At 65.2% G+C, this 22526-nt stretch carries 21 protein-coding genes; 18 read left to right on the forward strand and 3 right to left on the reverse strand.

Annotated features, from left to right (window positions below; genetic code table 11):
• The 6 genes from RM531_RS03745 to mazF all read left to right on the forward strand — a co-directional run.
• The coding region (locus tag RM531_RS03745) for a DUF1329 domain-containing protein (protein WP_311657418.1) at positions 1-417 on the forward strand (417 nt) is incomplete at its 5' end.
• A gap of 351 nt (positions 418-768) precedes the next feature.
• Positions 769-3474 (forward strand): DUF1302 domain-containing protein, encoded by a 2706-nt coding sequence (locus RM531_RS03750; protein WP_311657420.1) that lies wholly within the window; start codon positions 769-771, stop codon positions 3472-3474.
• A 55-nt stretch (positions 3475-3529) separates the two neighbouring features.
• Complete coding sequence (locus RM531_RS03755) at positions 3530-4696, forward strand: WD40/YVTN/BNR-like repeat-containing protein (protein ID WP_311657421.1); 1167 nt, start codon at positions 3530-3532, stop codon at positions 4694-4696.
• Between the two features lie 32 nt (positions 4697-4728).
• On the forward strand, positions 4729-7122 hold the full coding sequence (locus RM531_RS03760) for an efflux RND transporter permease subunit (protein ID WP_311657423.1): 2394 nt from the start codon (positions 4729-4731) through the stop codon (positions 7120-7122).
• Positions 7123-7434: 312 nt separating this feature from the next.
• On the forward strand, positions 7435-7677 hold the full coding sequence (locus RM531_RS03765) for an AbrB/MazE/SpoVT family DNA-binding domain-containing protein (RefSeq protein WP_311657425.1): 243 nt from the start codon (positions 7435-7437) through the stop codon (positions 7675-7677).
• Between the two features lie 2 nt (positions 7678-7679).
• Positions 7680-8015 (forward strand): endoribonuclease MazF, encoded by a 336-nt coding sequence (gene mazF / locus RM531_RS03770; protein WP_311657427.1) that lies wholly within the window; start codon positions 7680-7682, stop codon positions 8013-8015.
• 146 nt (positions 8016-8161) lie between these two features.
• Here the strand turns inward: mazF and RM531_RS03775 are convergent, their stop codons facing one another.
• On the reverse strand, positions 8162-9001 hold the full coding sequence (locus RM531_RS03775) for a symmetrical bis(5'-nucleosyl)-tetraphosphatase (RefSeq protein WP_311657429.1): 840 nt from the start codon (positions 8999-9001) through the stop codon (positions 8162-8164).
• A 307-nt stretch (positions 9002-9308) separates the two neighbouring features.
• On the opposite strand from RM531_RS03775, the gene RM531_RS03780 reads away from it, so the two are divergent.
• The 12 genes from RM531_RS03780 to RM531_RS03835 are packed head-to-tail and all read left to right on the forward strand — an operon-like array spanning position 9309 to position 20754.
• Positions 9309-9518: a Flp family type IVb pilin gene (locus tag RM531_RS03780; RefSeq protein WP_311657431.1), complete on the forward strand. Its 210-nt coding sequence runs from the start codon at positions 9309-9311 to the stop codon at positions 9516-9518.
• 60 nt (positions 9519-9578) lie between these two features.
• Positions 9579-10004 carry a TadE/TadG family type IV pilus assembly protein gene (locus RM531_RS03785; protein WP_311657433.1) on the forward strand — a complete coding sequence of 142 codons (426 nt, stop codon included), beginning with the start codon at positions 9579-9581 and terminating at the stop codon, positions 10002-10004.
• Positions 9976-10530, forward strand: coding sequence for a TadE/TadG family type IV pilus assembly protein (locus tag RM531_RS03790; protein WP_311657821.1), 555 nt, complete (start codon positions 9976-9978; stop codon positions 10528-10530). Before RM531_RS03785 ends, RM531_RS03790 begins: the two co-directional genes overlap by 29 nt.
• A gap of 55 nt (positions 10531-10585) precedes the next feature.
• Positions 10586-11587, forward strand: a complete 1002-nt coding sequence (gene cpaB, locus RM531_RS03795; protein ID WP_311657434.1) for a Flp pilus assembly protein CpaB — start codon at positions 10586-10588, stop codon at positions 11585-11587.
• 55 nt (positions 11588-11642) lie between these two features.
• Positions 11643-12818, forward strand: a complete 1176-nt coding sequence (locus RM531_RS03800; protein WP_311657435.1) for a type II and III secretion system protein family protein — start codon at positions 11643-11645, stop codon at positions 12816-12818.
• Positions 12819-12832: 14 nt separating this feature from the next.
• A complete protein-coding gene (locus RM531_RS03805) occupies positions 12833-14014 on the forward strand; it encodes a CpaE/TadZ family protein (RefSeq protein ID WP_311657436.1) in 1182 nt (393 codons plus the stop codon).
• A 12-nt stretch (positions 14015-14026) separates the two neighbouring features.
• Positions 14027-15232: a TadA family conjugal transfer-associated ATPase gene (locus RM531_RS03810; protein ID WP_311657438.1), complete on the forward strand. Its 1206-nt coding sequence runs from the start codon at positions 14027-14029 to the stop codon at positions 15230-15232.
• Positions 15229-16161 (forward strand): type II secretion system F family protein, encoded by a 933-nt coding sequence (locus RM531_RS03815; RefSeq protein ID WP_311657440.1) that lies wholly within the window; start codon positions 15229-15231, stop codon positions 16159-16161. Before RM531_RS03810 ends, RM531_RS03815 begins: the two co-directional genes overlap by 4 nt.
• Complete coding sequence (locus RM531_RS03820) at positions 16158-17093, forward strand: type II secretion system F family protein (protein ID WP_311657442.1); 936 nt, start codon at positions 16158-16160, stop codon at positions 17091-17093. Before RM531_RS03815 ends, RM531_RS03820 begins: the two co-directional genes overlap by 4 nt.
• Positions 17093-17893 carry a tetratricopeptide repeat protein gene (locus RM531_RS03825; protein ID WP_311657443.1) on the forward strand — a complete coding sequence of 267 codons (801 nt, stop codon included), beginning with the start codon at positions 17093-17095 and terminating at the stop codon, positions 17891-17893. The genes RM531_RS03820 and RM531_RS03825 overlap by 1 nt, the downstream gene beginning before the upstream one ends.
• A gap of 55 nt (positions 17894-17948) precedes the next feature.
• Positions 17949-18194 (forward strand): DUF3613 domain-containing protein, encoded by a 246-nt coding sequence (locus RM531_RS03830; RefSeq protein ID WP_311657444.1) that lies wholly within the window; start codon positions 17949-17951, stop codon positions 18192-18194.
• 46 nt (positions 18195-18240) lie between these two features.
• Positions 18241-20754 carry a diguanylate cyclase domain-containing protein gene (locus RM531_RS03835; protein WP_311657445.1) on the forward strand — a complete coding sequence of 838 codons (2514 nt, stop codon included), beginning with the start codon at positions 18241-18243 and terminating at the stop codon, positions 20752-20754.
• 1 nt (position 20755) lies between these two features.
• Here the strand turns inward: RM531_RS03835 and rsmA are convergent, their stop codons facing one another.
• The gene (gene rsmA / locus RM531_RS03840) at positions 20756-21532 is read right to left on the reverse strand and encodes a 16S rRNA (adenine(1518)-N(6)/adenine(1519)-N(6))-dimethyltransferase RsmA (RefSeq protein ID WP_311657447.1); all 777 of its coding nucleotides are present in this window, start codon (positions 21530-21532) and stop codon (positions 20756-20758) included.
• The gene (pdxA, locus tag RM531_RS03845; RefSeq protein WP_311657449.1) at positions 21519-22511 is read right to left on the reverse strand and encodes a 4-hydroxythreonine-4-phosphate dehydrogenase PdxA; all 993 of its coding nucleotides are present in this window, start codon (positions 22509-22511) and stop codon (positions 21519-21521) included. Before pdxA ends, rsmA begins: the two co-directional genes overlap by 14 nt.
• Between the last annotated feature and the right edge of the window lie 15 nt (positions 22512-22526).

The following is a 22526-nucleotide window of genomic DNA, read 5'->3' on the forward strand; positions in this document are numbered from 1 at the left end:
GCCATCAACCAGCCCGACCTCACCTACGCCGACGACCTGCTGGGTGACAAATACATCAACCAGGACCTGATGCGCTACGAACTGCACCGCGTGTGGGTGGTCGACGCCACCCTGCGTGACGGCACCAGCCACCAGTTCAAGCGTCGGACCTTCTACATCGACGAAGACGGCTGGAACATCGTCGCCGTGGACGCCTACGACAACCGCGACGAACTGTGGAAGTTCCAGGAAGCGGCCAACGTGCATCTGCCCACGGGTCAATTCGTGGGTGGGGCGCCGGAACTGATCTACGACCTGCAGTCCGGGTTGTACTTCTCCACCGCGATGACCAACGAAGGTCAGCCCAACGACTTCTCGGTGACCTACGAAGACCGCCACTTCTCGCCGCAGACCCTCAAGCGGCGGACAACGCGCTAGGTCGACGGTGAAAGCGTGTCTGACTATGTGCCGGATGCCGCCGCGACGGGCGGTGGCATCCGGCGCTCAAACCCTGTCATGGCCAGTTCATGTGGCCGCCGGCAGGCCCCGCCGGAAGGTTGGGTACGCCGGGTTTCCGGATAGTCGTCTTGTCTTGGCGGGTAGGGTTTGCTATCAAGCACGTAAAGGGCGCATCACGATGCCGCGCGATGCAAGGGCTAACACCGTCTGCGGCGCCTGAGCGGCACGGCGGGGGACGCCTGCACAATCGTCAACCGGGCCCGACATGGCCGGTTCACGAACAAGGATATTAAGCCCGGCTGGGCCCGGGGTATTTAGGGAGGAGACCTCATGCAGGGTAAGGGATTCGGCGCCGCTGGCGTACTGCTGGCCGCCGCGTTGGGGGCCGGTCTGTATGCGCCGGGCAGCTATGCGGCTACGTATGACTGGGATTATTTCGGGGGTATCGACGCCTCCATCAACACCAGCTTCTCGCTCGGCGCCCAGGTGCGCCTGACCAAGCCCAGTTCGGACGTGGTTGGCGTGGCCAACTACAACCCCAGCGTCTGTCGCTCGCTGTGCCAGCCGCACCTGTCGACTGCACCCGGTGACGTGCCCGGCCGGGTCCAGCTTGGTCTGGAAGCAGAGGGCAACTTCGTCAACCAACTGGGGCTGGATGCCCGCGGTGTGGCCAGCATCAACCATGACGACGGCACCCTGAACTACGACCAGTACGACATCACCCAGGCCCCGTTCCAGGTCAATCAGGATTTCGAACTGCGTTTCCGCGAGAACATCGGCCCGCTGAGCGATGTCATCGTGTTTGCGCGCTACAACGCCTTCCATGATTTCGTGAACTACGATCGCGAGCAGGATTTTCCCAACTTCTACACACCGGAGGATCGCGCGCGTGATGATGCCCGGCGCGCCAGCGGTGAATACGGCTTCCCCTCCGTGGGCACGCCGACGCTGCGTCCGGCCGGCGACAAGTTCAACGAATATCTCGGGCAGGACTTCGATCTGCTGGACGCCTATGTGAGCGGTTATCTGCCCACCGCCGGCTTGTTCGGCACCAATATCGGCGACCTCAAGGTCACCGTGGGCGAACAGACCATCAACTGGGGTGAGTCGACTCTGCTGGTGGTCAATTCGCTGAACACCATCAACCCGCCCAACGTGAACGCGCTGTTCCGGCCGGCATTCCTGAGTCTGGCGACGGTGTTCGAGCCGGTTGGCGCGATCAAGATCGGGGGACCTCTGACGCTCAACACCAGTTTCGAGGTTTTCTACCAGTATGATTGGGAGAAAGTCGAGATTCCGCCACGCGGCGGCTTTCTGTCATTCATCGACGTGACGCTGGGCGCCAATGACAACAACATCAATCCCGGCTTCGGTCAGGCACCGGATGACCCCGACGGCAACCTTCGGGCGGAACAGCAACTGCTGACGGCGGTTGCCGATGTCAGCGGCCAGGTGCCGGTGAATGAGCGTGATGCGCCGAGCGGCGGACAGTATGGTGCCGCCTTCACCACCTATCTGCCCGATTTCAACAACGGCACCGAGCTGAGGTTCTACTACCTCAACTATCACAGCCGGCTGCCCTATGCCTCGGCCTACGCGGGCGATGAAACCTGCCTACAGTCGCCACCGACGGGCGATACCCTGACCGACACGGTCAATGTGCTGGGAGATTGTCCCAATGCGGATCTGGCGCACTTTCTCGGGGCAATCGGCAACTCGGCCGGCGGTGGCGCGGGGGGGGTTGCCACCACGGTGCTGGGCGAGGTTGTGAACGGCCTGAACACGGATCAGCTGCCGGGTGTTACCCAGCCCAACGGCGATCCCTGCCCCGCGGATGCCGCCCCCGGCTCCGGTCCCTGCGCCGAGTTCTATCCGCTGGACAGCTTCTCGATTCTTCTGGAGTATCCGGAAGACATCGACATGTACGGCATCAGCTTCAACACCAGCTTCGGCGATATCTCCGTGCAGGGTGAAGTGGCCTATCGCCCGAATCTGCCGCTGCAGGTTGACGATATTGATGTGGCATTTGCGGCGCTGCAACCCTCCGCGCCTGTGGGTTGTGCGGCGGGGGCGTTTACCGATAACACCGATGAATGCGAACCTGCGACCTTCGACGACCGCTACACAATCGGGGTCCCGTTGGTTGGCGATCTCGCGGGTACGCTCGCCAATGGCGGTGATCTCGTCGGCGCCGTCGGCAATCTGCTCGGCGTGGACGCTGATGCAGCGCAGGGCATCGTCAATCAGCTGACTGGATCCCTGGCCAACGCAGGCCTCGATCTGAACGATCTCGAGGCGGGCCTGAGCGGTATCGCTGACGAAACCGTGTTGTCCGATCCGCCCGGCCGCCGCAATGCCTTTCCCGATTACCTGACCCGCTACCGCGGCATGGATACGGTGCAGCCGGGGCAGTACATCCAGGGCTATGAGCGCATGGACGTGCTGCAGTACAACCTCGGCGCGACCTATGTCATCGGCCCGGGCAACTGGATCAAGGCCAATCAGATCATCCTGCTGTTCGAGACCGGCGCCACCCACGTGCCGGGCCTGCCGAGCCGGGACGAGTTGCAGATCGAGGGGCCGGGCACCTTCAACCATGCCAGCGTGGGCAATGATGGCACCGGTGCGCCGGCCTGCCCGGAAGGCGTGGTGCAGGGCACCTCGGCCGAGCGCCAGGGCAATACCCGTCTCTGTGGGCCATTCCAGCTGCGCTTCAACCCCACGCAGCAGCGTGATGGCTTCGCCGACAAGTTCGCCTGGGGCTATGTCATCATCGGTATCGTCCGCTACGAGAATGTGTTTCCGGGGATTTCCTTCGAACCGGTGTTCATCATCAAGCACGATGTGAGCGGCACCGCGCCCGGACCCGGGGAGAACTTCATCGAGAACCGGAAGATGTACGTGCTGAACGTGGAGATGCGCATTCAGCAGAAATGGAGCATCACCGCGGGCGTGACCTTCTTCGAGGGTGCCGACAAGTTCAACTATCTGGCTGATCGCGATTTCTTCCAGCTGGGTATTCGCTACCGCTTCTGAGGGGGTGCCGGCCCGGCGCCGGCACCCTGCGTTCGAACAACAAGAGTCCTGTGATATGAGCAGATCCGGTTCCCGCGTATCGAAGCGGCGTCAGGCCCTGGCCATGTGCGGCCTCCTGCTGACCGTGGCCGGCGGCCCAGTCGCCCAGGCTCAGGAGGAGGATGCGTCCGAAGCCCCGGCGCCGAAGCCGGCCGAGATGGCGCCACGTGCCCCCTTCGAGTTGCTGCTGGATGTGGAGCGCCGCGGTGACGGCTTTGCCGCCGTCGGCGTGCGCGGCCATGCCCTGACCTCCGAGGACGGGCTGAACTGGACCCAGGCCGAAGTGCCGGTCCGGGCCACGCTGACCGCGGTGGATTTCGTCGATGAAGACCGGGGCTGGGCGGTTGGTCATGCCGCGACCATTCTTGCGACCACCGACGGCGGCAGGACCTGGACCATCCAGAACTACGAGCCCTCGCTGGAGACGCCGTTTCTGGATGTGGTGTTCACCGATGACCAGACGGGTTTCGCGGTCGGCGCCTACGACCTCTTCTACAAGACCCGGGACGGCGGCGAGACCTGGACCGAGTACGAACCGCAACTGTCCATGGGCGGCTGGCATCTCAACAGCATGGTGGCGCTTGATGACGGCACCCTGGTGATTGCCGGGGAGACCGGGCTGCTGTCCAAGTCCACCGACGGTGGTGAGACCTGGGATCTGATCGAGGCGCCCTACAGCGGCACCTTCTTTGGTATTCGCCAGCTCGGCCCGCAGGGCCTGTTGCTGTTCGGCCTGCGCGGCCATGCGTTCGTGACGGATGACGTGGCGAGCCTGCCGGTGCTGCCGCCGGATACCGACCTCGGCTACCAGTTCAAGCTGCCCCCCAGCATGGAAAAGGATGCCGAGGAGGCCAAGGAATCCGGAGGCGCCGAAGCCGAAGAAGAGGCGCTGGCCGAAGCCGAGCGCAAGGCGGCGGAGGAGAAGGCCGCCGAATCCGAGTGGGACGTGGTCGATAACGACAAGTCGGTCCTTAGCCTGTTTGGCGGCACGCAGACCGCCGACGGCGGGTACGTCCTGGTGGGCGTGAACGGCCGTATCTGGGTCAGCGACGACGGTGGCCCCAAGGCCCGCCGGCTGCCCAATCCCCGCGAGGGCGGTCTGACCGACGTGGTCGAGACCGCCGACGGTGATCTTCTCTTCGTCGGCGAGAACGGCGCCTTCCTCTACAAGCGCAACCGCTGATCCGCGGCAGAGCGGCGCAACCGGAGTTTTCAATGAGTTCCCAGAAGCGAATCCTGCGTCTGATCGAACCGCTGATCTACGCCAAGCCGATGATCAGCATGATCGTCCTGCTCCTGATGACCGTGGGGCTGGGCGTGCTGGCCTCGCAGACCCGCATCGATGCCGGCTATCTGAAATCGATTCCGCTCGAGCATCCCTACATGGATGCCTTCATGGACTATCGGGAGGATCTTGGCGGCGCCAATATCATCCTGGTCGCCCTGATGCAGGAAGAGGGCACCATCTACAACGAGGATTTTCTGGGCAAGCTCAAGAAGGTCACCGACGAGGTGTTCTTCCTGCCGGGCGTGAACCGGGCCCGGGTGCAATCCATCTTCACGCCCAACGTGCGTTATATCGAGGTGGTGGAGGGTGGCCTGTCCGGCGGCAATGTGGTGCCGGCGAGCTACGAACCCACCGACGAAATGTTCGATCTGGTGCAGACCAACGTCGGCAAGGCCGACGTAATCGGCCGGCTGGTCTCGGAGGATGAACGCGGCGCCCTGGTGCAGGCCCAGTTGCTGGATATCGATCCCAAGACCGGCGAGGAGCTCGACTACGTCGAAGTCGCGCATCGCCTGGAACAGATACGGCAGGAGTACGAAACCGAGGGCATCAAGGTCCACGTGATCGGCTTCGCCAAGGTTGTGGGCGACATCGTCGACGCCTCGTTACAGGTGTTCATCTTCTTTGCCGTGACGCTGGTGATGACGGCGCTCCTCCTGTGGGGCTATCTGGGTTCTTCCAAACTGGCGGCGATCGTGCTGGTGGCCTCGGTCATCTGTGTGGTCTGGGAGTTCGGGCTGCTGACGCTTGCCGGGTACGGGCTGGACCCGTTCGCCATCCTGGTGCCGTTCCTGGTGCTGGCGGTATCGGTGTCGCATGGCGTGCAATACGTCAACGCCTGGGTCCACGAGATGGCCGATGCCGGGCGAACCAATTTCGATGCTTCGCTGATCACGTTCCGACGGCTGTTCATTCCCGGCAGCACGGCTCTGATCACGGACCTGGCCGGTTTCCTGACCATCCTGTTGATCCCGATCGACATCATTCAGGAAATGGCCCTGAATGCCGCGTTCGGCATGTTCGCCATCATCATCACCAACAAGGTGATGGTGCCCATCTGGCTGACCTGGGTGAACATCCGCAATCCGCAGTCGTTCAAGGACAAGCAGATTCGCCGGGACCGGCTGTATGACGGCCTGTGGCGGACCATCTCCTACACCACCCGCCCGGGCGTGGCGGTACCCATCCTGCTGGCCTGCGGCGTGCTGCTGGGCTGGTCGGTGTGGAAGCATGACCAGCTGCAGATCGGCTCGTTCAGCGAGGGGGTACCCGAACTGCGGCCGGATTCGCGCTACAACCAGGACAACGCCGCCATCGTCAACAACTTCTCGATCGGTACCGATCAGCTCAAGGTGATGGCCGAGACCGACCCGGAAGCCTGCATCAAGTACGACGTGATGGAGGAAATCGACCGCTTTGCCTGGCGCATGCAGAACACCGCCGGCGTGCAGTCCACGGTATCGCTCGGCCAGATTGCCAAGCAGGTCAACATGGGCTTCAACGAGGGCTGGCTCAAGTTCAAGATCCTGCCGCGCAACCGTTATGTGCTGTCGCAGGCGATCACGCCCATTCCGTCGAGTACCGGCCTGCTGCTGCCCGACTGCAGCGTGATGCCGGTGATCATCTTCACCGCCGACCACAAGGCGGAAACGATCGAGAACATCGTCGCGGCGGTGAAGAAATTCCGCGACGAGGACGAGAATCGCGACACTGGGGTGAAATTCACGCTGGCCTCCGGCAACGTCGGCGTCATGGCGGCCACCAACGAGGTGATCAAGGACAAGGAAATCGAGGTCCTGCTCTGGGTCTACCTGGTCATCGTGATCCTGATGCTGCTGGCCTTCCGCAGTCTGGCCGCGCTGATCTGCATCGTGGCGCCGCTGTCGCTGGTGTCGCTGATGGGGTACGGCGTGATGACCCTCGCGGGCATCGGCCTGAAGGTTGCAACGCTGCCGATTCTGGCCTTGGCGGTAGGCATCGGCGTGGATTACGGCGTCTATGTCTACAGCGTGTTCCAGGAAGGCGTGCGCGACTTCGGTTTGAGTCTGCAGGACGCCTACTACCGGACCATGCAGAAGACCGGCAAGGCAGTGGTGTTCACCGGCATTGCCCTGGGCGCGGGTGTGGCCACCTGGCTGTTCTCCGATCTGCAGTTCCAGATCGACATGGGCATCCTGCTGCTGTTCATCTTCACCGCCAACATGATCGGCGCCATCCTGGTGCTGCCGGCGCTGGCCTACTTCTTCATGGACTATCCCAAGCCCGAGGGTGGTTACACCCGGCTGGAGGATATCGACGAGAGCCAGTCCTCCGCGCACTGATTGCGTTCGGGATGGTGTGAGAGACGAGGGGCCGGCGAGTTATCGTCGGCCCCGCTCAATTCCGGTGTAGGGCGGGTTTCAACCCGCCAGCAACGGCCGGCACCGAACGCCGGCAGGCGCAATGAATTGCGCCCTACCGAGTGGCCCGAACATGACCTGATTCCGAGGTAGGGCGGGTTTCAACCCGCCATGAAACTCTACCCTTCGCGCCTGCCGGGCCAGCGACATGCCGAGCTGCGTGTGCCGCGGATATTTGACACTGACCATTGCCCCACTTAGCGTATCAACATTGTTTCTACATCCGGATTTGTCATGGAACAGTGCATCAAGAAATGGGGGAATGGCGCTGCCGTCCGGTTGCCCGTTGCGATCATGAAGCAGGCGCATCTGTGCATCGATGCGCAGGTTGAGCTGCGAGTGGAGAACGGGCGAATCGTGATCGAGCCCGCGCGGCCGACGGTCTATTCGCTGGCCGATCTGATTGCCGGCATCACCGAGGAAAACCGGCACGACGCGATGGATACCGGCGAGCCGGTCGGTGACGAAGCACTGTAGCCATGTCGGCCCGTGTGCCGGATGTGGGGGACGTGGTATGGCTGCGATTCAACCCGCAAGCCGGTACCGAGCAGGCCGGCCACCGATCGGCGCTTTGCCTCAGTCCTGCCGACTATAATCGCGCCAGCGGCTTGATGGTTTGCTGTCCCATGACGTCGCGCATCAAGGGTTACCCGTTCGAAGTCCGATTATCCGGCAATGGCGGCGGGGTGGTATTAGCCGACCAACTCAAGAGCCTGGACTGGCGTGCCCGTCGCGCCCGGCCGAAGGGTCGGATCACCGACCATGAGCTTGCCGAGGTACAGGCCAAGGTCCGGACGCTGATCCTGCCTGAATAAGGATCGGCCGGGATGATCGAGCGATGGCAGTGCCGACGCAGGGAGGCTGGCATTCATTCCCGGCAGGCGCGGTGAATCACGCCCTGGCAAGCGGCGCGCACATGGCCTGATTCCGAGGTAGGGCGGGTTTCAACCCGCCAGCAAGACTACCGTGTCACGCTTTCCGAGCCGCAATCCACCTGGATGATCTCCGGCGCCGGCGTGTCCAGCCGCAATGCTGTCAGCTTGTTGCCCCAGGCACAGCCGGTATCGATGCCCCACACGTTGCAGTCGGGCCAGGCCACCTGCCCGAGCGCGGACCAGTGGCCGAACACGATGCGCTCGCCGGCGCTGGCCCGCCGGGGTAATTGAAACCAGGGCATCAACCCCGCCGGCGCCTCGGCAATGGTCTTCTTGTAGTCAAGGTCCATGCGCCCGTCGTCGTGACAGAAACGCATCCGCGTCATGGCGTTGACGATCACCCGCAGGCGGTTGTTACCGCGCAGATTCTCCGACCAGGCATCCGGCTGGTTGCCGAACAGATCGTTCAGGAATGCCTTGTAGTCCGGCCCCTGCAGCGCGGATTCCACCTCCCGCGCCAGCTCGGCCGCTCTGGCAACATCCCAGGCGGGCAGTAGCCCGGCGTGCACCATCGACCACCCCAACCCAGCGTCATGATGAAAAAGCGGCCGGTTCCGCAACCATTCCAGCAGCGGCTCCCGGTCCGGTGCGGCGAGAATCGGCTGCAATGTGGGATTCAGGCGCTCTTCGGCATCCGGCTGCTGGCATTGTGACAGCAGGCTGAGATCGTGATTGCCGAGCACGGTGATGGCCGACTCGCCCAGGCTGCGCACGAACCGCAGGGTTGCCACGGACTCCGGGCCCCGGTTGACCAGATCGCCTACGAACAACAATGAATCTCGGCCGGGCTCGAACGCGAGTCGGTCAAGAAGCCGAGTCAACGGTGCATAGGCACCGTGGATGTCACCGATTGCGTAAGTGGACATTGGCGCGCTCTAACAATGGAGGTGTCGAGATGCTCCTGAATGGCGGTCCCGGCCGTGCTGCCATGAATAGAAGCGACCTGAGCCGGATAGGAGTTTTCGGTACTGTCAGTCGGGCTCTGCGGGCGTTTGCCGTTACCTTTGTGGTCGGCACCGCATCATAACCTCTCAAGGCATTGTTCGGATGGTCGATAACATCGATGATTGAGCTTGATGGCAACTGCACGCATTTGTCGGCGCTGCCGGAAATGATTGGTTAAACTCAGTGGGTGGGACAAGACCCACGGTCCAGTTAACAGGAGGACTGACGATGATGACTTATCTTCGCATGCTCATTGGCTTGTTCGAGGTGCGCGCCGGGAATGCCCGATTGCAGGGCGGCGCGACGTTGATTGAGTACGCCTTGATTATTTCCGCGATCGCGGTCGTTGTCCTGCTGGGGTCGCTCGCAGTGACCGGCAACCTGACAACGTTTTTCGACAATCTTGGTGGCGAACTCGACGCTACAGGCGGCACTTGATCACCCTGACTGCAGGTTAATTAGATGTTCGGCCTATGTTTGCGGGGCATTTAGCCAAGTATGGTTGTTTCGAGACAGCGGGGCGCGACGCTAGTCGAGTTCGCTTTCGTCCTACTGCCCCTGCTACTGCTGCTCGCGGGTATACTGCTATACGGCTTAGTATTCGTGACGCAACAAGCCATGGCATTCGGCGCCCAGCGGGGCGCCGATGCAATGGTTCAGGTCGATGACGAAGGGTTTCGTGACGTCGATGGCAATCTTGATGTCGCCGGTTACTGCGCCTCGGGGGCGAGCCTGGCGGCCAATCGAGTGAACCGTCTGTTGCCGAACGTGGGCCTGCTCAACGAGCCCAATGTCGACGTCACCAGCCGGAACGATCCGCAGCCGGGCTGCACGGTTACCGTGACCAAGGACTTCCCGATTGCCATTCCGCTGGTGCCGTTGCCGCAGACCATTCGTGGGGTGGGCTTTGTGCCGGCCTCTTGACGGCTTGTTGCCGCTAGGCCTTTGGCGCACTCAGCGCGGGGCGGCGCTGATCGAGTTCGCTATCGTGCTGCCCATGTTGCTCATTCTGCTAGTGGGGATGATCTATTACGGCTACGTGTTCATGCTGCAGTCAGCCGTGAACAATGCGGCCCAGCAGGCGGCTGGCGCTGCCGTGGCAGTTGATCCGGTCGGCCGGAGCAGCAGCGGCAGTGGGCCCGATTCTTACCCGGCCGTGGTCGGTCAGGCGGTGGTCGATACCATTGCCAGCAACCTGGACTGGCTGCCGGCTTCCATCCTGGATGGGGCCACCGGCGATTCCCTGGTCTGCAATGACGGTGACAGCGAGGCCTCGCTGGGTTGCGGCACGACCATCGATGGCTCCGGTCTCCTGCGCGTCGTGGTTTCGCTTAATGTGACGGCCAACTCGTCTCCTCTTCTCCCGCAGATAAACTTGCCGCCATTCGGGCCGATACCCCCGGTACCGGGCGGCGGCGTGCTGACCGGAACGGCCGAAGTCACACTTTAGGTTTTCACTATCCGGCTCGGCGGCGTATTCTTGTCCCGGTCAAGGGGAGACATTCATGAGTAGTACCGCGCTGAAGGCATTTGCCGGATTTCTGGTCGTCGCGGCCGTGATCCTGGCGTTCGTGGCCTATCGCTTCGGTGGCGGCTTCGCGCCGGCCGAGCAGGCTGCCGAGGAAACGGCGCCGCAGCCGGGCGAAAACCAGGTGCTGGCGGTGGTGGCCACCAGCCGAATCCCGCCCTATCAGCCGATTCCCGCCGAAAGCGTGGCGCTGGTGCCGATTTCCGTGGAGCCGGCGCAGTACTACACCGATGTCAATGAAGTCGTCGGTCGTTCGCCGCTCCGGCCGGTGCCGATGGGAGCCCCGGTTACCGATGACAGTTTCTCGGCGGCCAACACCCTGGCGCAGGCAATTCCCGCGGGCTCCCAGGCCATGTCGCTGGAAATTTCCGACGTGATTGCGGTCGGCGGGTTCGTCAAACCCGGCGACAAGGTGGACGTACTGCTCTACATCCGCTCGTCCGGTCGCGAGGTGGAAGACTCTCAGGCCCGCGTGCTGCTGGAGGATGTGCGGGTTCTGGCCTATCAGGAGCGGTTGATCAATGCCGATCCGGAAGGCGATGACGGCGACGAGGCCCGTCAGCAGCGCCGGGAACGTACCGCGGTGGTGGCGGTGCCGGAAAAGGCGACCACTCGGGTCATGCTTGGTGCCAGCCTTGGTGAGCTCCGACTGTCGCTGCGAGGCGAAGAGGTCGTGGCCGATTCGACCGCCGAGGAAGCGGATGACGAGGGTGCTGGCGATGGCACCACTGACGACGACAAGCCGGAGGCGCTGGCACCGGGATCGTCGCGTGTCGCTGCCAACGACAGCAGCGCGGAAGATGACAAGGCTGCGGCCGATGACGACAACGACAAGGTCATCACGCTGTCCGAGCTGGCCGCGCTCGAACGCCGTCAGAAAGGTGGCGGTGGCGCGCAGACCCCGCGCCGACCGGCCTACAGCGTGATCGAGGTCTACGAGGGCACGACCTCCAAGCGCATCACCAAGCCCATTCGATAAGCGGCGGACAAGGGACGAAGCCATAATGAAGCCAATCCAACGATTCGTCGTCGCAATGGTCGCCCTGCTCGGTACGGGTCTGGCCCATGCCGAGATCGTCCAGGTGGGCGTCGGCAACCAGGAGGTCGTCAAGACCGATCAGCGCATCGATCGCGTCGCGCTCGGCGATCCCGAGATCGCCGGCGTCAATGTGCTCGGCGTGCGGGAAATGATGCTCACCGGCAAAAAGCGGGGCGATACCACGTTGCTGGTATGGCCCAAGGGTGGCGATGAACCGATGCGCTACTCGGTGGTGGTCGGGTCCGGTGACCTGCCAGACGTGCTGCTTGATGGCAAGCGCGAACAGGTTCGCACCCAGGTACAGACCGATATCCGCATCGCCGAGGTCAGCCGCAGCGCGCTGCGGCAGATCGGTTTCAACATCATCAGTAACCCGATGCCCGGCGAGCAGGTCGCCGGCCTGAGCTCGCCGGGCTCCGGTGGTGGCTTCGAATTCGGGGGTGGTGGTGGCATCAACCCGCTCAGCGACACCGCGTTCCGGCCCATCGGTGACGCCTTCAATCTGCTGCTGAGCGATTCCGACCAGGACTTCGCCGGCGTGCTCAGCGTTCTCGAGCGTCGTGGTTTGATGCGGACCCTGGCGGAACCGTCGCTGGTGGCGATGAGCGGCCAGACCGCCACTTTCCTGGCCGGTGGCGAGTTTCCGATTCCGGTAGTGCAGGCCGGTGGCGGCAACGGCAGCGTGACCATCGAATTCAAAGAGTTCGGCATCCGTTTGAGCCTGACCCCCACCGTGCTGCAGAGCGATCGCATCGCGCTCAAGGTGGCCCCGGAAGTCAGCGAACTGGACTTTACCTCCGGCGTGACGGTGCAGGGTGTACAGGTGCCGGGCATCAGCGTGCGCCGCACGGATACCGCGGTGGAACTGGGTGATGGCGAAAGCTTCATCATCAGCGGCCTGGTGGATCAGAGCCTGTCGGCGAACGTCGACAAGGTGCCCTGGCTGGGCGATATCCCGATCCTCGGCACGTTCTTCCGCTCCACCAGTTACGAGCGGCAGGACCGCGAGCTGATCATGGTCGTCACGCCCAACCTGGTCACACCGCTCGCCCCCGAGACCCGCGTGGAGATGCCGGGCGAGGAATACGACGAATACAACCCGAGCGCGGGCGAACTGTTCTTCCTGGAGAAAGGCGACTTCGAGGAACGGGACACGGGCTTCACTCGCTAGGAACGGCAACGATCGTGAAAACCCAGGCACTCATCGTTGCGGATGATTCGGATCTCCGGGACTGGCTGACCAGGAATCTGGGCGGTCAGGTGGGCGTGCTGCCCGCCGATCACGACGATCCCGCCGGTCTGGCCGGCGAAATCGAATCCACGCCCGGCGTTGGCCTAGTGTTCGTGCAGTTCGATGCCGACAATGCCCTGGAACGGGCGCGGCTGGTGGAACACCTGGCCGAGCGCCACCGGGAACTGCCGGTCGTGGCCCTGGGGCAGCAGGAGGATTCCGAGGCGGTGCTGGCGGCGATGCGTGCCGGCGCGCGGGATTTTCTCGTTGTCCACCGCGACGATGACAATCTCACCGAGCTGGTCGGCCGGGTACTCCGGCGGAGCCCGCGCACCGGCACCAATACCGCCGGCCAGGGCCAGCTGCTGACGGTGTTTGCCGCCGCGCCCGATCCGCGTATTCCGTTTCTGGCCATGCACATGGCGCTGGCGCTGCAGACCCAGGTGGGCGAGGACGGGCGCGTGCTCCTGCTCGACCTGTCGCTGCCGGGTGGCGCCACGCTGGTATTTCTCGATACCGACCAGACCTACGGCGCCCTGGATGCCCTGCGCGATGTCGAGCGTTGCGATCAGACACTGATCGACACCGCCTTCCCGCGCTACGACAACGGGCTCTATTTCCTCAGCCTCCCGGAGGAGGTTGCCGGGCCCCCCGCCATTGATGCGGATCAGCTGCAGCGCCTTCTTGAAACGCTGCGCGGGCTGTTCGAGCATGTTGTGTTGGCAGCGGATGCCGGCATTTCGCTGGCCCCGCTGGCAGCGGCGGTCAGCCCGGCACGCCGGGCGGTTCTCCTGACCGACCAGTCGGTGCTGACCAGCCGCCAGAACAAGCACATGCTGCACGGTCTGCGGCAGGCCGACTGCCCGCTGGACAACGTCGGTCTGGTCCTGGATCAGGTGCAGTCCAAGGTCGGGCTGGAACCGGACCGTCTTGCCGCGCTGCTGGATCTGCCCTACCTGGCCGGGTTGTCCGGGCGGCCCCAGGCGCGACTGGAGTCGATGAATGCGGGCGAGCCGATGTTCGAGCACGCCCCGCGTGATGCCTTCAACCGTGACGTGCTGGCGCTGCTGGAGCAGATCACCGGTCAGACGGTTCAGATGCCCAAGACAGGGTTCATGTCGCGGTTGTTCGGTTAAGGGAGGCCCTAGATGGCAGCCACCACGCCCGACACCCGACGGTTCCGGCTCAGCGACCAGTATCAGACGCTGAAGTCGCGGCTGCATCAGCACATGATCCGGCTGCTGGAAGACGGCGATGTGCGGCTGGAGGAATGGTCGCGCACCAAGGCCCGGGATTTCATCCGTAATCAGGTGCGCGCCTATGTGCGGGATAATCGCCTGCCGGTGAATCAGTCGGAGGCCGACGCGCTGGCCGAGGACACGCTCAACGAGCTGGTCGGTTTCGGCCCGATTCAGCCGCTGGTGGATGACGACGAGGTCGACGACATCGTCGTCAACGGGCCTGACCATATCTTTACCGAGCGCGGCGGCCGTCTGGGCGTGGAGCCGCTGCGGTTCAACGACAATGCCCACATCATCCGCGTGATCCAGCGCATCCTCGCCCCGCTGGGGCGACGGGTGGATGAGTCCACCCCGATGGTTGACGCCCGTCTGCCGGACGGCAGTCGCGTCAACGCGGTGATTCCGCCGATCGCCCTGGACGGCCCCTGCGTGTCGATCCGCAAGTTTCGCGAGCAGCCGCTGACGGCGGAGGAGCTCATCAGTTACGGCACGGTCGACGCCGAAACCCTGGCGTTTCTCGAGGCCGAGGTCGGCAAGCGGCGCAATATCCTGGTCATCGGCGGCACCGGCTCCGGCAAGACCACGTTTCTGAATGTCATCAGCCAGTGGGTCGGGGCCGACGAGCGCATCATCACCATCGAGGACGCGGCCGAACTGCGCCTGCGCCACGAGCACGTGGTGCGGCTGGAGACCCGGCCACCCAATCTGGAGGGCGAGCGCCAGGTCACCGCGCGCGATCTGGTTCGCAACGCCCTGCGCATGCGGCCGGACCGCATCATCGTCGGCGAGGTTCGCGGCGACGAGGTGCTGGACATGCTCCAGGCGATGAACACCGGCCACGACGGCTCCATGACCACGTTGCACGCCAACGGTCCGCGGGACGCCGTGCACCGGCTACAGCTGCTCGCCGGCTTTGCCGGCTTCAACGGGGATGAGCGCACACTGCTGCACCAGATCAGCTCGGCGCTGGATCTGATCGTCCACGTCAGCCGGCTGGGTTCCGGCGAGCGCCGGCTGATGTCGGTCCAGCGCGTGGGCGAGGTGGATGGCGATCACCTGCCGATGGAGGTGTTGTTCACCCATCCCGACGCCGATCGCGAGAACGCATCATGATGGCGCTGATCCTCGCCGGGGCCATGTCCCTGCTGCTGGTGGCGGCGGCGGTGTGGCTGTTTGCCCGCGCCCAGACCCGCGCCGGCGACGAGGCGCTGGAAGAGCGTATCGGCCAGACCAGTGCCGGCGACTTCGTCGACGAACTGGCCGGCATGCGGCATCTCCAGCGGATTCGCAATCCGCTGACCCGGGTGGTCTGCCATCAGTTCTGGGGTGCCGGCATCGACATGAAGCCGGGCACGGCCAACCTGATGATTCTCGGGTTCATTGTGCTGGTGGTGCTGCTGGCGCTGATCAATCTGCTGGTGGGCCTGGCCCTGGGGATCGCGGTGCTGGGCGTCAGCGTGCTGGTCCTGCGCCAGCGGGTGCAGGCGCGCCGGCGGCAGATCGCGGACCAGCTGCCCGATTTCCTGGAATACGTACTGCGTTCACTGACCGCCGGCAACACGCTGGACGAGGCTATGCAGAGCGCGGCGCTGGAAAGCGTCGAGCCCTGCCGTTCGCTGTTCCTGAGCGTGTCGCGCCAGGTGCGGCTGGGGGCATCGATGGAGGCAACCCTGTCGGAGGCGGCCGCGGTGCACCAGCTGCGCGCGTTGCACATCCTGGCCCTGGCGGCCCGGGTCAATCGTCGGTTCGGCGGTTCTATGAGGCGCGTGATCAAGAGTCTGATCGGCGCCATCCGCCGGCAGGAGGCGGCCAGCCGGGAACTCAAGGCGATGACCGGCGAGACCCGGTTCTCGGCCTACGTGGTGGCGGCCATTCCGATTCTCATCTCCGGCATCATGTTTCTGGTCAATCCGGGTTACTACGAACCCATGATTGCCAGCGGCGGCGGCCGCATTGCCATGGGGGTGGGCGTTGCCCTGCAGGTGCTCGGCCTGGTGATCATCTGGCGCATGATGGCCTCGCTGCGGGACGGTGGCCTGTGATCGCGAATCTGCCCCTGCTGATTGCCGCGGCCACCCTGCTGGTGGTGCTGGGCGTCGGGCTGTTCACGGCCGCCGGCATCCAGGAAGGCCGGCGCAAGCGTATGGCGCGGCGACTGGCCGGTGCCCGCCAGCGACAGGCGAAGGGCGGGCCCAGGGGTACCTCCGAGTGGCTGGCACGAGTGGCCGACCGCGGTCAGAGCCTGGACCGGATTCTGGACGATCCCGAGGAAACCACCGTACTGCTGGCCCAGGCCGGCTGGCGCGGCGTACGGGCACGGGCAGCCTTCTACGGCATGCAGGTGCTGATGCCGATTATCGGGCTGGCGGCGGCGGTGCCCCTGTGGTTTGTCCTGGTGCCGCAGTTCGGTGCGCTTGTGGTCGCCGTCCTGCTGGTATTCCTGGTATTGCTGGCGGCGGCACTGCCGCGTCTGGTGCTGCGCTCCTCGGCCAAGAACCGGCGCGAGCGCATTCGCGCCGAAGTGCCGCTGTTCATCAATCTGATGATGCTGCTGTACGAGGCCGGTCTGAGCACGCGCCAGGCCCTGACCAGCCTGGTACAGGATGGCGAGGGGACGCTGCCGGAGATGATCGACGAGCTGGCGCCGGTCTTGCGTCAGGTCGAGGCGGGCGCGGACATGAGCCAGCTGCTGATGGAAACCAGCAAGACTCTTGCCGTGCCGGAACTGGAAAGCGTGCTCGGCGTGCTGCGGCAGGTGGAGCGCTATGGTGGCGAGATCCGCGAGCCCCTGAGCGACGCCCTCGACACCATCGAGGAGCGGCGTACCATGGAGATTCGCGAGCAGGTCAACGTGATGGCGGGCAAGATGACCGTGGTTCTGGTGGCCTGCTTCTTTCCGGCCCTGCTCATCTTCATTGTCGGTCCGGCGTTCGTGTCCATCTCCAACGCCCTGGGCTCGATCGGAGGCAGCTGATGCGGTTTCTCGGTGCTTGTCTGCTGATGATACTGATAGCGGGTTGCACCAGCTCGCCGCCGCGCCCGGACCTGGCGGAACCGGCGCAGTTGCTCCAGGAGGCCCGCGGCGAGGACGAGAATCGCCGGCTTTATACCGACCTGATTCGCGAGTTGATGGGCAAGGACCGGCTCTACGCCGCCATGGCCCATCTCGAGGCGCAGCAGAAGCAATTCGGCGACACGGCGGAACTGCGGTTGTTGCGCGCCGACCTGCTGCGCAAGCTGGAAGAGCCGGTGGCGGCCGAACAGATCTACCGCCAGTTGCTCGACGAGGGCCGGTTTCGCGGTGAGGCCCGGCATGGTCTGGGTCTGGTTTATGCCCCTCAGGACCTCACGCTGGCGGTGCGGCACCTGCAATCCGCGGTGACGCTGCTGCCCACCGACGCCCGGATTCGCAACGACCTGGGTTACGCGCTACTGCGGCAGGGCCAGGTCCATGAGGCGGTCCGCGAGCTGGCCACCGCCTACCAGTTGAGCCCGGGTGAGCGCCTGCCGCGGAACAATTACATCGTGGCCCTGCTGATCGACGGCGAGGAACGCCGTGCCGCCCGCATTGCGGCGGAACACGAGGTTGGCGGCGACGAGATCAAGCGATTGCGCCAGCGCGCCGCCTCGCTGCAGCAGCTGGCTCGCCAGTCCGTATCGCCGCTGCCCGACGCGGAAACCGAGCCCCGGCCGGCGCCCGAACCGACGCCGGGCCGGGCCACCAATGACGACCGCCGCAACGCCGCGACCACCATCGGCGGCGGCGGCGGATGAATGCCCGGCCGGTCGGCGCCACTCGACGCCGGCCCGATTTCAACGAGGATGGGTCATGAAAAAAATGATTTTTGTCAGCCTGATGCTGCTACCGCTTTACGCTTGGGCGGGTGAGGTCACCGACGTGGGCGATACCACACGCAACGCGCTGGACAAGCAGCGTCGCGGTGTCGGGGCGGTGGAGAACCGCCCCATGCTCAAGGACGTGGCCGACCGCACCTACGAACGCTATCTGGAAAGCTTTACCTACCCGATTCCCGAGCGCTTCGAGTCGACCGACAGCTTTTCGGCCGGGGACTGAAAGGCGGCCGTTGGGCCGGCTCGCGTGACCGGCTGATGGCGCGGACATGGCGGAATCATCTCGGGGGCGTTTGCGGGGATTGACGCAGCTACTGGCCGTTGCGGCGGCGCTGTTGTGGGCGTTGCTGGCACCTGTTCTTCTGTTCCACAGCCTGTCGACCCAGGCCGACCGCCTGGCCGACCGGCTGGCGGCGGCGGCACAGACCGAACTGGCGCCGAAGCTGCGCCAGGACCGGGTGCCCGCCGACCTGGTGGCCGCTGCCGAATCGCTGCTGGCCGAGCCGCGATACGCGGTCAACTACCTCACTCTGCGCAACGCCGATGGCGTGGTGCTGGCCTCCGTCGGCGCGCTGGAATCGGTGGGTGGTGCCCTGCCGGCGGCGCAGGCCCGCCAGTTGCGCGGTTTCCTCTATCGGGCGACTAGCAGCGATCGCCGCCTGAGTCTCAGCCGGGACGGCAACCGCATCGGATTCGTGGATGCCGGCATCGCCTGGCGCAGCGCGTTGGTCGCGGCGTTGCCGATGATCGCGGTGCTGCTGGTGTCCTGGCTGATGGCCCTGGTGCTGATATGGCGGTGGCTGCCGGGCGTGATTGCTGCGTGGCGGGAGCCGGACGAACAGGCGGCGGTATCGCGGCCGGCGCCGGCCGCCGCGCCGGCGCCCGCCCCCACCGCCGCCCCGGCACGGGCCCGGGATGCGGATAGCGACGCCATTGCCCGTTACCTCGATCGTGCGGGCATCGGCTGGGTGGCGCTGGACCACCAGCAGCGGATCGCCCGGGTCAATCAGGCCATGCAATCACTACTGCACCGGGATGCCAGCGCGTTGAAGGCCACGCGCCATGATCAGACGCTGATCTTTCTCGATGACGACAACCAGCCGATCGAAGGTCCGGTCGCCGGGATGTTGAATAGCCAGGCCGAATCGGTCGTGGAAACGACGGTATTGCTGCAATGCCAGGGCCGGCCGCCGGTGTCGGTGTCGGTGCGGGCCGTGCCGGAACCCGTGGGTTCGCCGCATGCGCTGACCGCGACCTTCGAGCCGCGCGAACCGGCATCGCCAGCCGCCATTGATGACCCCGCGGGGCTGCTGATCGAATCCGCGCCGGGCGTGCTGGCGTTGGTGGACTCGGCCGGCCGCATCCGCCGGACCGGCACGGGCTGGCACGGGCTGTTCGGACAGGATGCGGTGCCGGGCAGTGCCGTCACCACGCTTCTTCCCGACGAGCCGGCCAATCTGATCGGCCGCACCGTGCCGCTGGATCTGGCAGCGGGGCCGGGCTCGGCGATCGTGTCTCGGTTGACCGCCGATGACTATCTGGTGAGCGTTGCTCCGGCCGATACGCCGCGAAGTGCCTCGGCGCCGATCACGACATCCGGCACGGCCGGCCTGCTGGCGGCAATACAGGCGCATGCGGACGACCATGAGGCCACGGGCGGGTTGCTGGTGGTGGCTGATGTGATTGACTGCGGCCGACTGAATCGCCGGTATGGGCGGGTGGCGGTGGATCAGATGCTCGATCAGCTGGTCGAGCAGTGGCAACGGCAATCTGACAAGCCGGATGCCTGCATTGCCCGGATTGGTGGTGATGAAATCGCGCTGTTCCGGACCTCGGACGCGCCGCCGGCCGAGGCCCTGTCGGAAACCAGCCGACGGCTGGAGGCCGCAATACGGCAATCGTCCGCACCGGCCTCGGCGCCCTGGCCGGCGCTGCGTTGGGGTGGCGCCGCCGCTACCGACGGCACGACGCCGGCGCAGCTTCTGGACCGCGCGCTGATCGCGGTACAGGCCATTCGCATGGGCGACGACCCGCAACCGATGCTCTACGCACCGCACCTGGATCAGCTGGTTGACGAGCAGTCGGATGAGGCCGGGCAGCGGTTGGCCGCGGCCATGGCCGGCGATGAACTCGATCTGCAATTCTGGCCGGTGCTGGACGAGCAGGGCGGGGTGGTGGCCGCCTCGGCGCACGTTATCGGACCGGGGCCGGCTGACGATGCGCGGGCACTGGCGCGGGATCAGGGCATGGGCGCGGCGCTGGATGCCTGGACTCTGCGCCGGCTCGGCCGCGTGATCGGCAACTGGCGGGATATCGGCCTGCCCCCGGTGCTCCTGCTGTGGGCGCCGGCTCAGGATACCGGCGAAGCGGTGGATGCGGTCTGGCGGGGTGAATCCGGTTCGCACCGCTTGTCGCCGGGTGCGTTGATGGTTGTCGGCGTGCCATCCACGACCCTGTCCCGCGCCGTGATGGACGGCGACGACGAGGCAACTTCGGCGCAGTTGCGTCTGGTCCCGGAGACCCTACTCGCCGGGCTGGCGGAAGATCAGGCCGCAGTGGCGGGAATCAAGGCGATCGCGGGCCGGGCGCGCCGCCAGCAGCAGCCGCTGGTGGCGGGGCCGGTGGCCGATGAGGAGACTGCCGGCCTGCTGGTGGCACTGGGGTGCGGTTTGCGTTTCGGGCCGGCGGTGGCGCCTCCGCTGTCGGCGCGGGCATTCGGGCGTTTCCTGGCCCGGCACCGCGTGGCCCCGCTCATGCGTGACAAGGACACCGGCACTGGCTGAGTCAGGCGGTCTCCCCCGTGAACCGGTTGGCCAGAGCCGCGAATTCGGCAGGCGTGAGTTGTTCCGGGCGCTGACCCGGGTCGACGCCCGCATCGATGATCGCCGACCGATCCAGCAGCCCCTTCAGGCCGTTCCGGATGGTCTTGCGGCGGGCCGAGAACGCCGCCTGCAGAACCCGGTCGAAATCCCGCTGGCAGTCAATGGCAAAGTCGGGCACCCGCGGACGAACGCGCACAATGGCGGATTCCACCTTCGGCGGCGGCTGGAAGGCCCCGGGTCCGATGGTCATCAGACGTTCCGCCCGCGCTCGGGATGCCACTGCCACCGACAGCCGGCCGTAATCGCCTTCGCCCGGCTCCGCGACCATGCGGTCGACCACTTCCTTCTGCAGCATGAAATGCATGTCGCCAATCGGCGCGGGACTGGCGAGCAGCGCAAACAGCAGTGGCGACGAGATGTTGTAGGGCAGATTGCCGACCAGCCGCAGGGGCGGATCACCGCCGAGGCTGGTGTAGTCGAAGCGCAGGGCGTCGGCCTCGTGCAGGGTGAAACCGGATTGGCCGCCGAACCGCTGTTGCAGCGCGGGCGCCAGGTCCCGGTCGATCTCGATCACGTCCAGACGGGGGCAGCGGTCCAGCAACGGCTCGGTGAGTGCGCCGCGTCCCGGGCCGATTTCCACCAGATGATCGGTTTCGGCCGGGGCGATGTGATCGATTATGCGGCCGATGATGGCCGGGTCGTGCAGGAAGTGCTGGCCGAAGCGTTTACGCGCGGGCATGGCTGGCCAGTTCATCGGCCATCGCCACGGCGGCGTCCATGCTGCCGGTATGCACGGCGTCGGTGCCCGCCAGATCCAGCGCGGTGCCGTGGTCGACGGAGGTGCGGATGATGGGCAGGCCCAGCGTGACATTGACCGTGCGGCCGAAGCCAAGATGCTTGATCACCGGCAGACCCTGGTCGTGGTACATGGCCAGCACCGCATCCGCGCGCGCCAGCCTGTCCGGCGTGAACAGGGTATCCGCGGGCAGGGGGCCTTCGATGTCCAGCCCCGCCTCACGGGCCTCGTCCAGCACCGGCTCGATCACGTCGATTTCCTCCCGGCCCAGGTAACCGCTTTCACCGGCGTGGGGATTCAGGCCGGCCACCAGGATGCGCGGCCGGGCGAGGCCGAAATGGCGGCGGAGATCGGTATCCAGAACCCGGAGCGTGCGGGCCAGGGAAGACCGTGTGAGTTGCGCGGGCACGTCGGCAAGCGGAATGTGCACCGTCGCCAGCGCCACCCGCAGACCCGGGGTCGCCAGCATCATCACCACGTGCGACGCCCCGGTGCGCTCGGCGATGAAGTCGGTGTGTCCGGAAAAGGCGTGGCCGGCGCGGTTGATCACCGCCTTGTGGGCCGGGCCGGTCACCATGGCGTCGGCCTGCCGATTGCGGCACAGATCGACGGCCTGTTCCAGCGTGGTCAGGACGTAGCCGGCGTTGGCCGGATCGATGACACCGGGACGGCAGGGGGCGGCCAGGGAAACCGGCAGCACCCGGATATGCCCCGGTCGGGTGGCGACTGCCGGTGCGGTGGTGTCGGTTTTGGTGTCCACCGTCAGTGGCAGACCGAGCATCCGCGCCCGGTCGGTCAATAGATCAGGGTCGCAGACGGCGATGAGCTCGCAGTCATGGCGTTGCTGAGCGAGCCGGACGGCCAGATCGGGACCGATGCCGGCCGGCTCGCCCGGCGTGAGCACCAGTCGGTTCATGGGCATCGGAGTCGTCTCGTG

The sequence above is a fragment of the Spectribacter acetivorans genome, from assembly GCF_031846305.1.
Lineage (GTDB): Bacteria > Pseudomonadota > Gammaproteobacteria > Nevskiales > Salinisphaeraceae > Spectribacter > Spectribacter acetivorans.

Bases quoted from the DNA above. Each gene is read 5' to 3' on its own strand.
- RM531_RS03760 (WP_311657423.1), top strand. From the start codon at position 4,729: ATGAGTTCCCAGAAGCGAATCCTGCGTCTGATCGAACCGCTGATCTAC.
- cpaB (WP_311657434.1), top strand. From the start codon at position 10,586: ATGAGTAGTACCGCGCTGAAGGCATTTGCCGGATTTCTGGTCGTCGCG.
- RM531_RS03830 (WP_311657444.1), top strand. From the start codon at position 17,949: ATGAAAAAAATGATTTTTGTCAGCCTGATGCTGCTACCGCTTTACGCT.
- RM531_RS03825 (WP_311657443.1), top strand. From the start codon at position 17,093: ATGCGGTTTCTCGGTGCTTGTCTGCTGATGATACTGATAGCGGGTTGC.
- pdxA (WP_311657449.1), bottom strand. From the start codon at position 22,511: ATGCCCATGAACCGACTGGTGCTCACGCCGGGCGAGCCGGCCGGCATC.
- rsmA (WP_311657447.1), bottom strand. From the start codon at position 21,532: ATGCCCGCGCGTAAACGCTTCGGCCAGCACTTCCTGCACGACCCGGCC.
- RM531_RS03815 (WP_311657440.1), top strand. From the start codon at position 15,229: ATGATGGCGCTGATCCTCGCCGGGGCCATGTCCCTGCTGCTGGTGGCG.
- RM531_RS03780 (WP_311657431.1), top strand. From the start codon at position 9,309: ATGATGACTTATCTTCGCATGCTCATTGGCTTGTTCGAGGTGCGCGCC.
- mazF (WP_311657427.1), top strand. From the start codon at position 7,680: ATGTCGGCCCGTGTGCCGGATGTGGGGGACGTGGTATGGCTGCGATTC.
- RM531_RS03810 (WP_311657438.1), top strand. From the start codon at position 14,027: ATGGCAGCCACCACGCCCGACACCCGACGGTTCCGGCTCAGCGACCAG.
- RM531_RS03785 (WP_311657433.1), top strand. From the start codon at position 9,579: ATGGTTGTTTCGAGACAGCGGGGCGCGACGCTAGTCGAGTTCGCTTTC.
- RM531_RS03800 (WP_311657435.1), top strand. From the start codon at position 11,643: ATGGTCGCCCTGCTCGGTACGGGTCTGGCCCATGCCGAGATCGTCCAG.
- RM531_RS03835 (WP_311657445.1), top strand. From the start codon at position 18,241: ATGGCGGAATCATCTCGGGGGCGTTTGCGGGGATTGACGCAGCTACTG.
- RM531_RS03755 (WP_311657421.1), top strand. From the start codon at position 3,530: ATGAGCAGATCCGGTTCCCGCGTATCGAAGCGGCGTCAGGCCCTGGCC.
- RM531_RS03765 (WP_311657425.1), top strand. From the start codon at position 7,435: ATGGAACAGTGCATCAAGAAATGGGGGAATGGCGCTGCCGTCCGGTTG.
- RM531_RS03750 (WP_311657420.1), top strand. From the start codon at position 769: ATGCAGGGTAAGGGATTCGGCGCCGCTGGCGTACTGCTGGCCGCCGCG.
- RM531_RS03775 (WP_311657429.1), bottom strand. From the start codon at position 9,001: ATGTCCACTTACGCAATCGGTGACATCCACGGTGCCTATGCACCGTTG.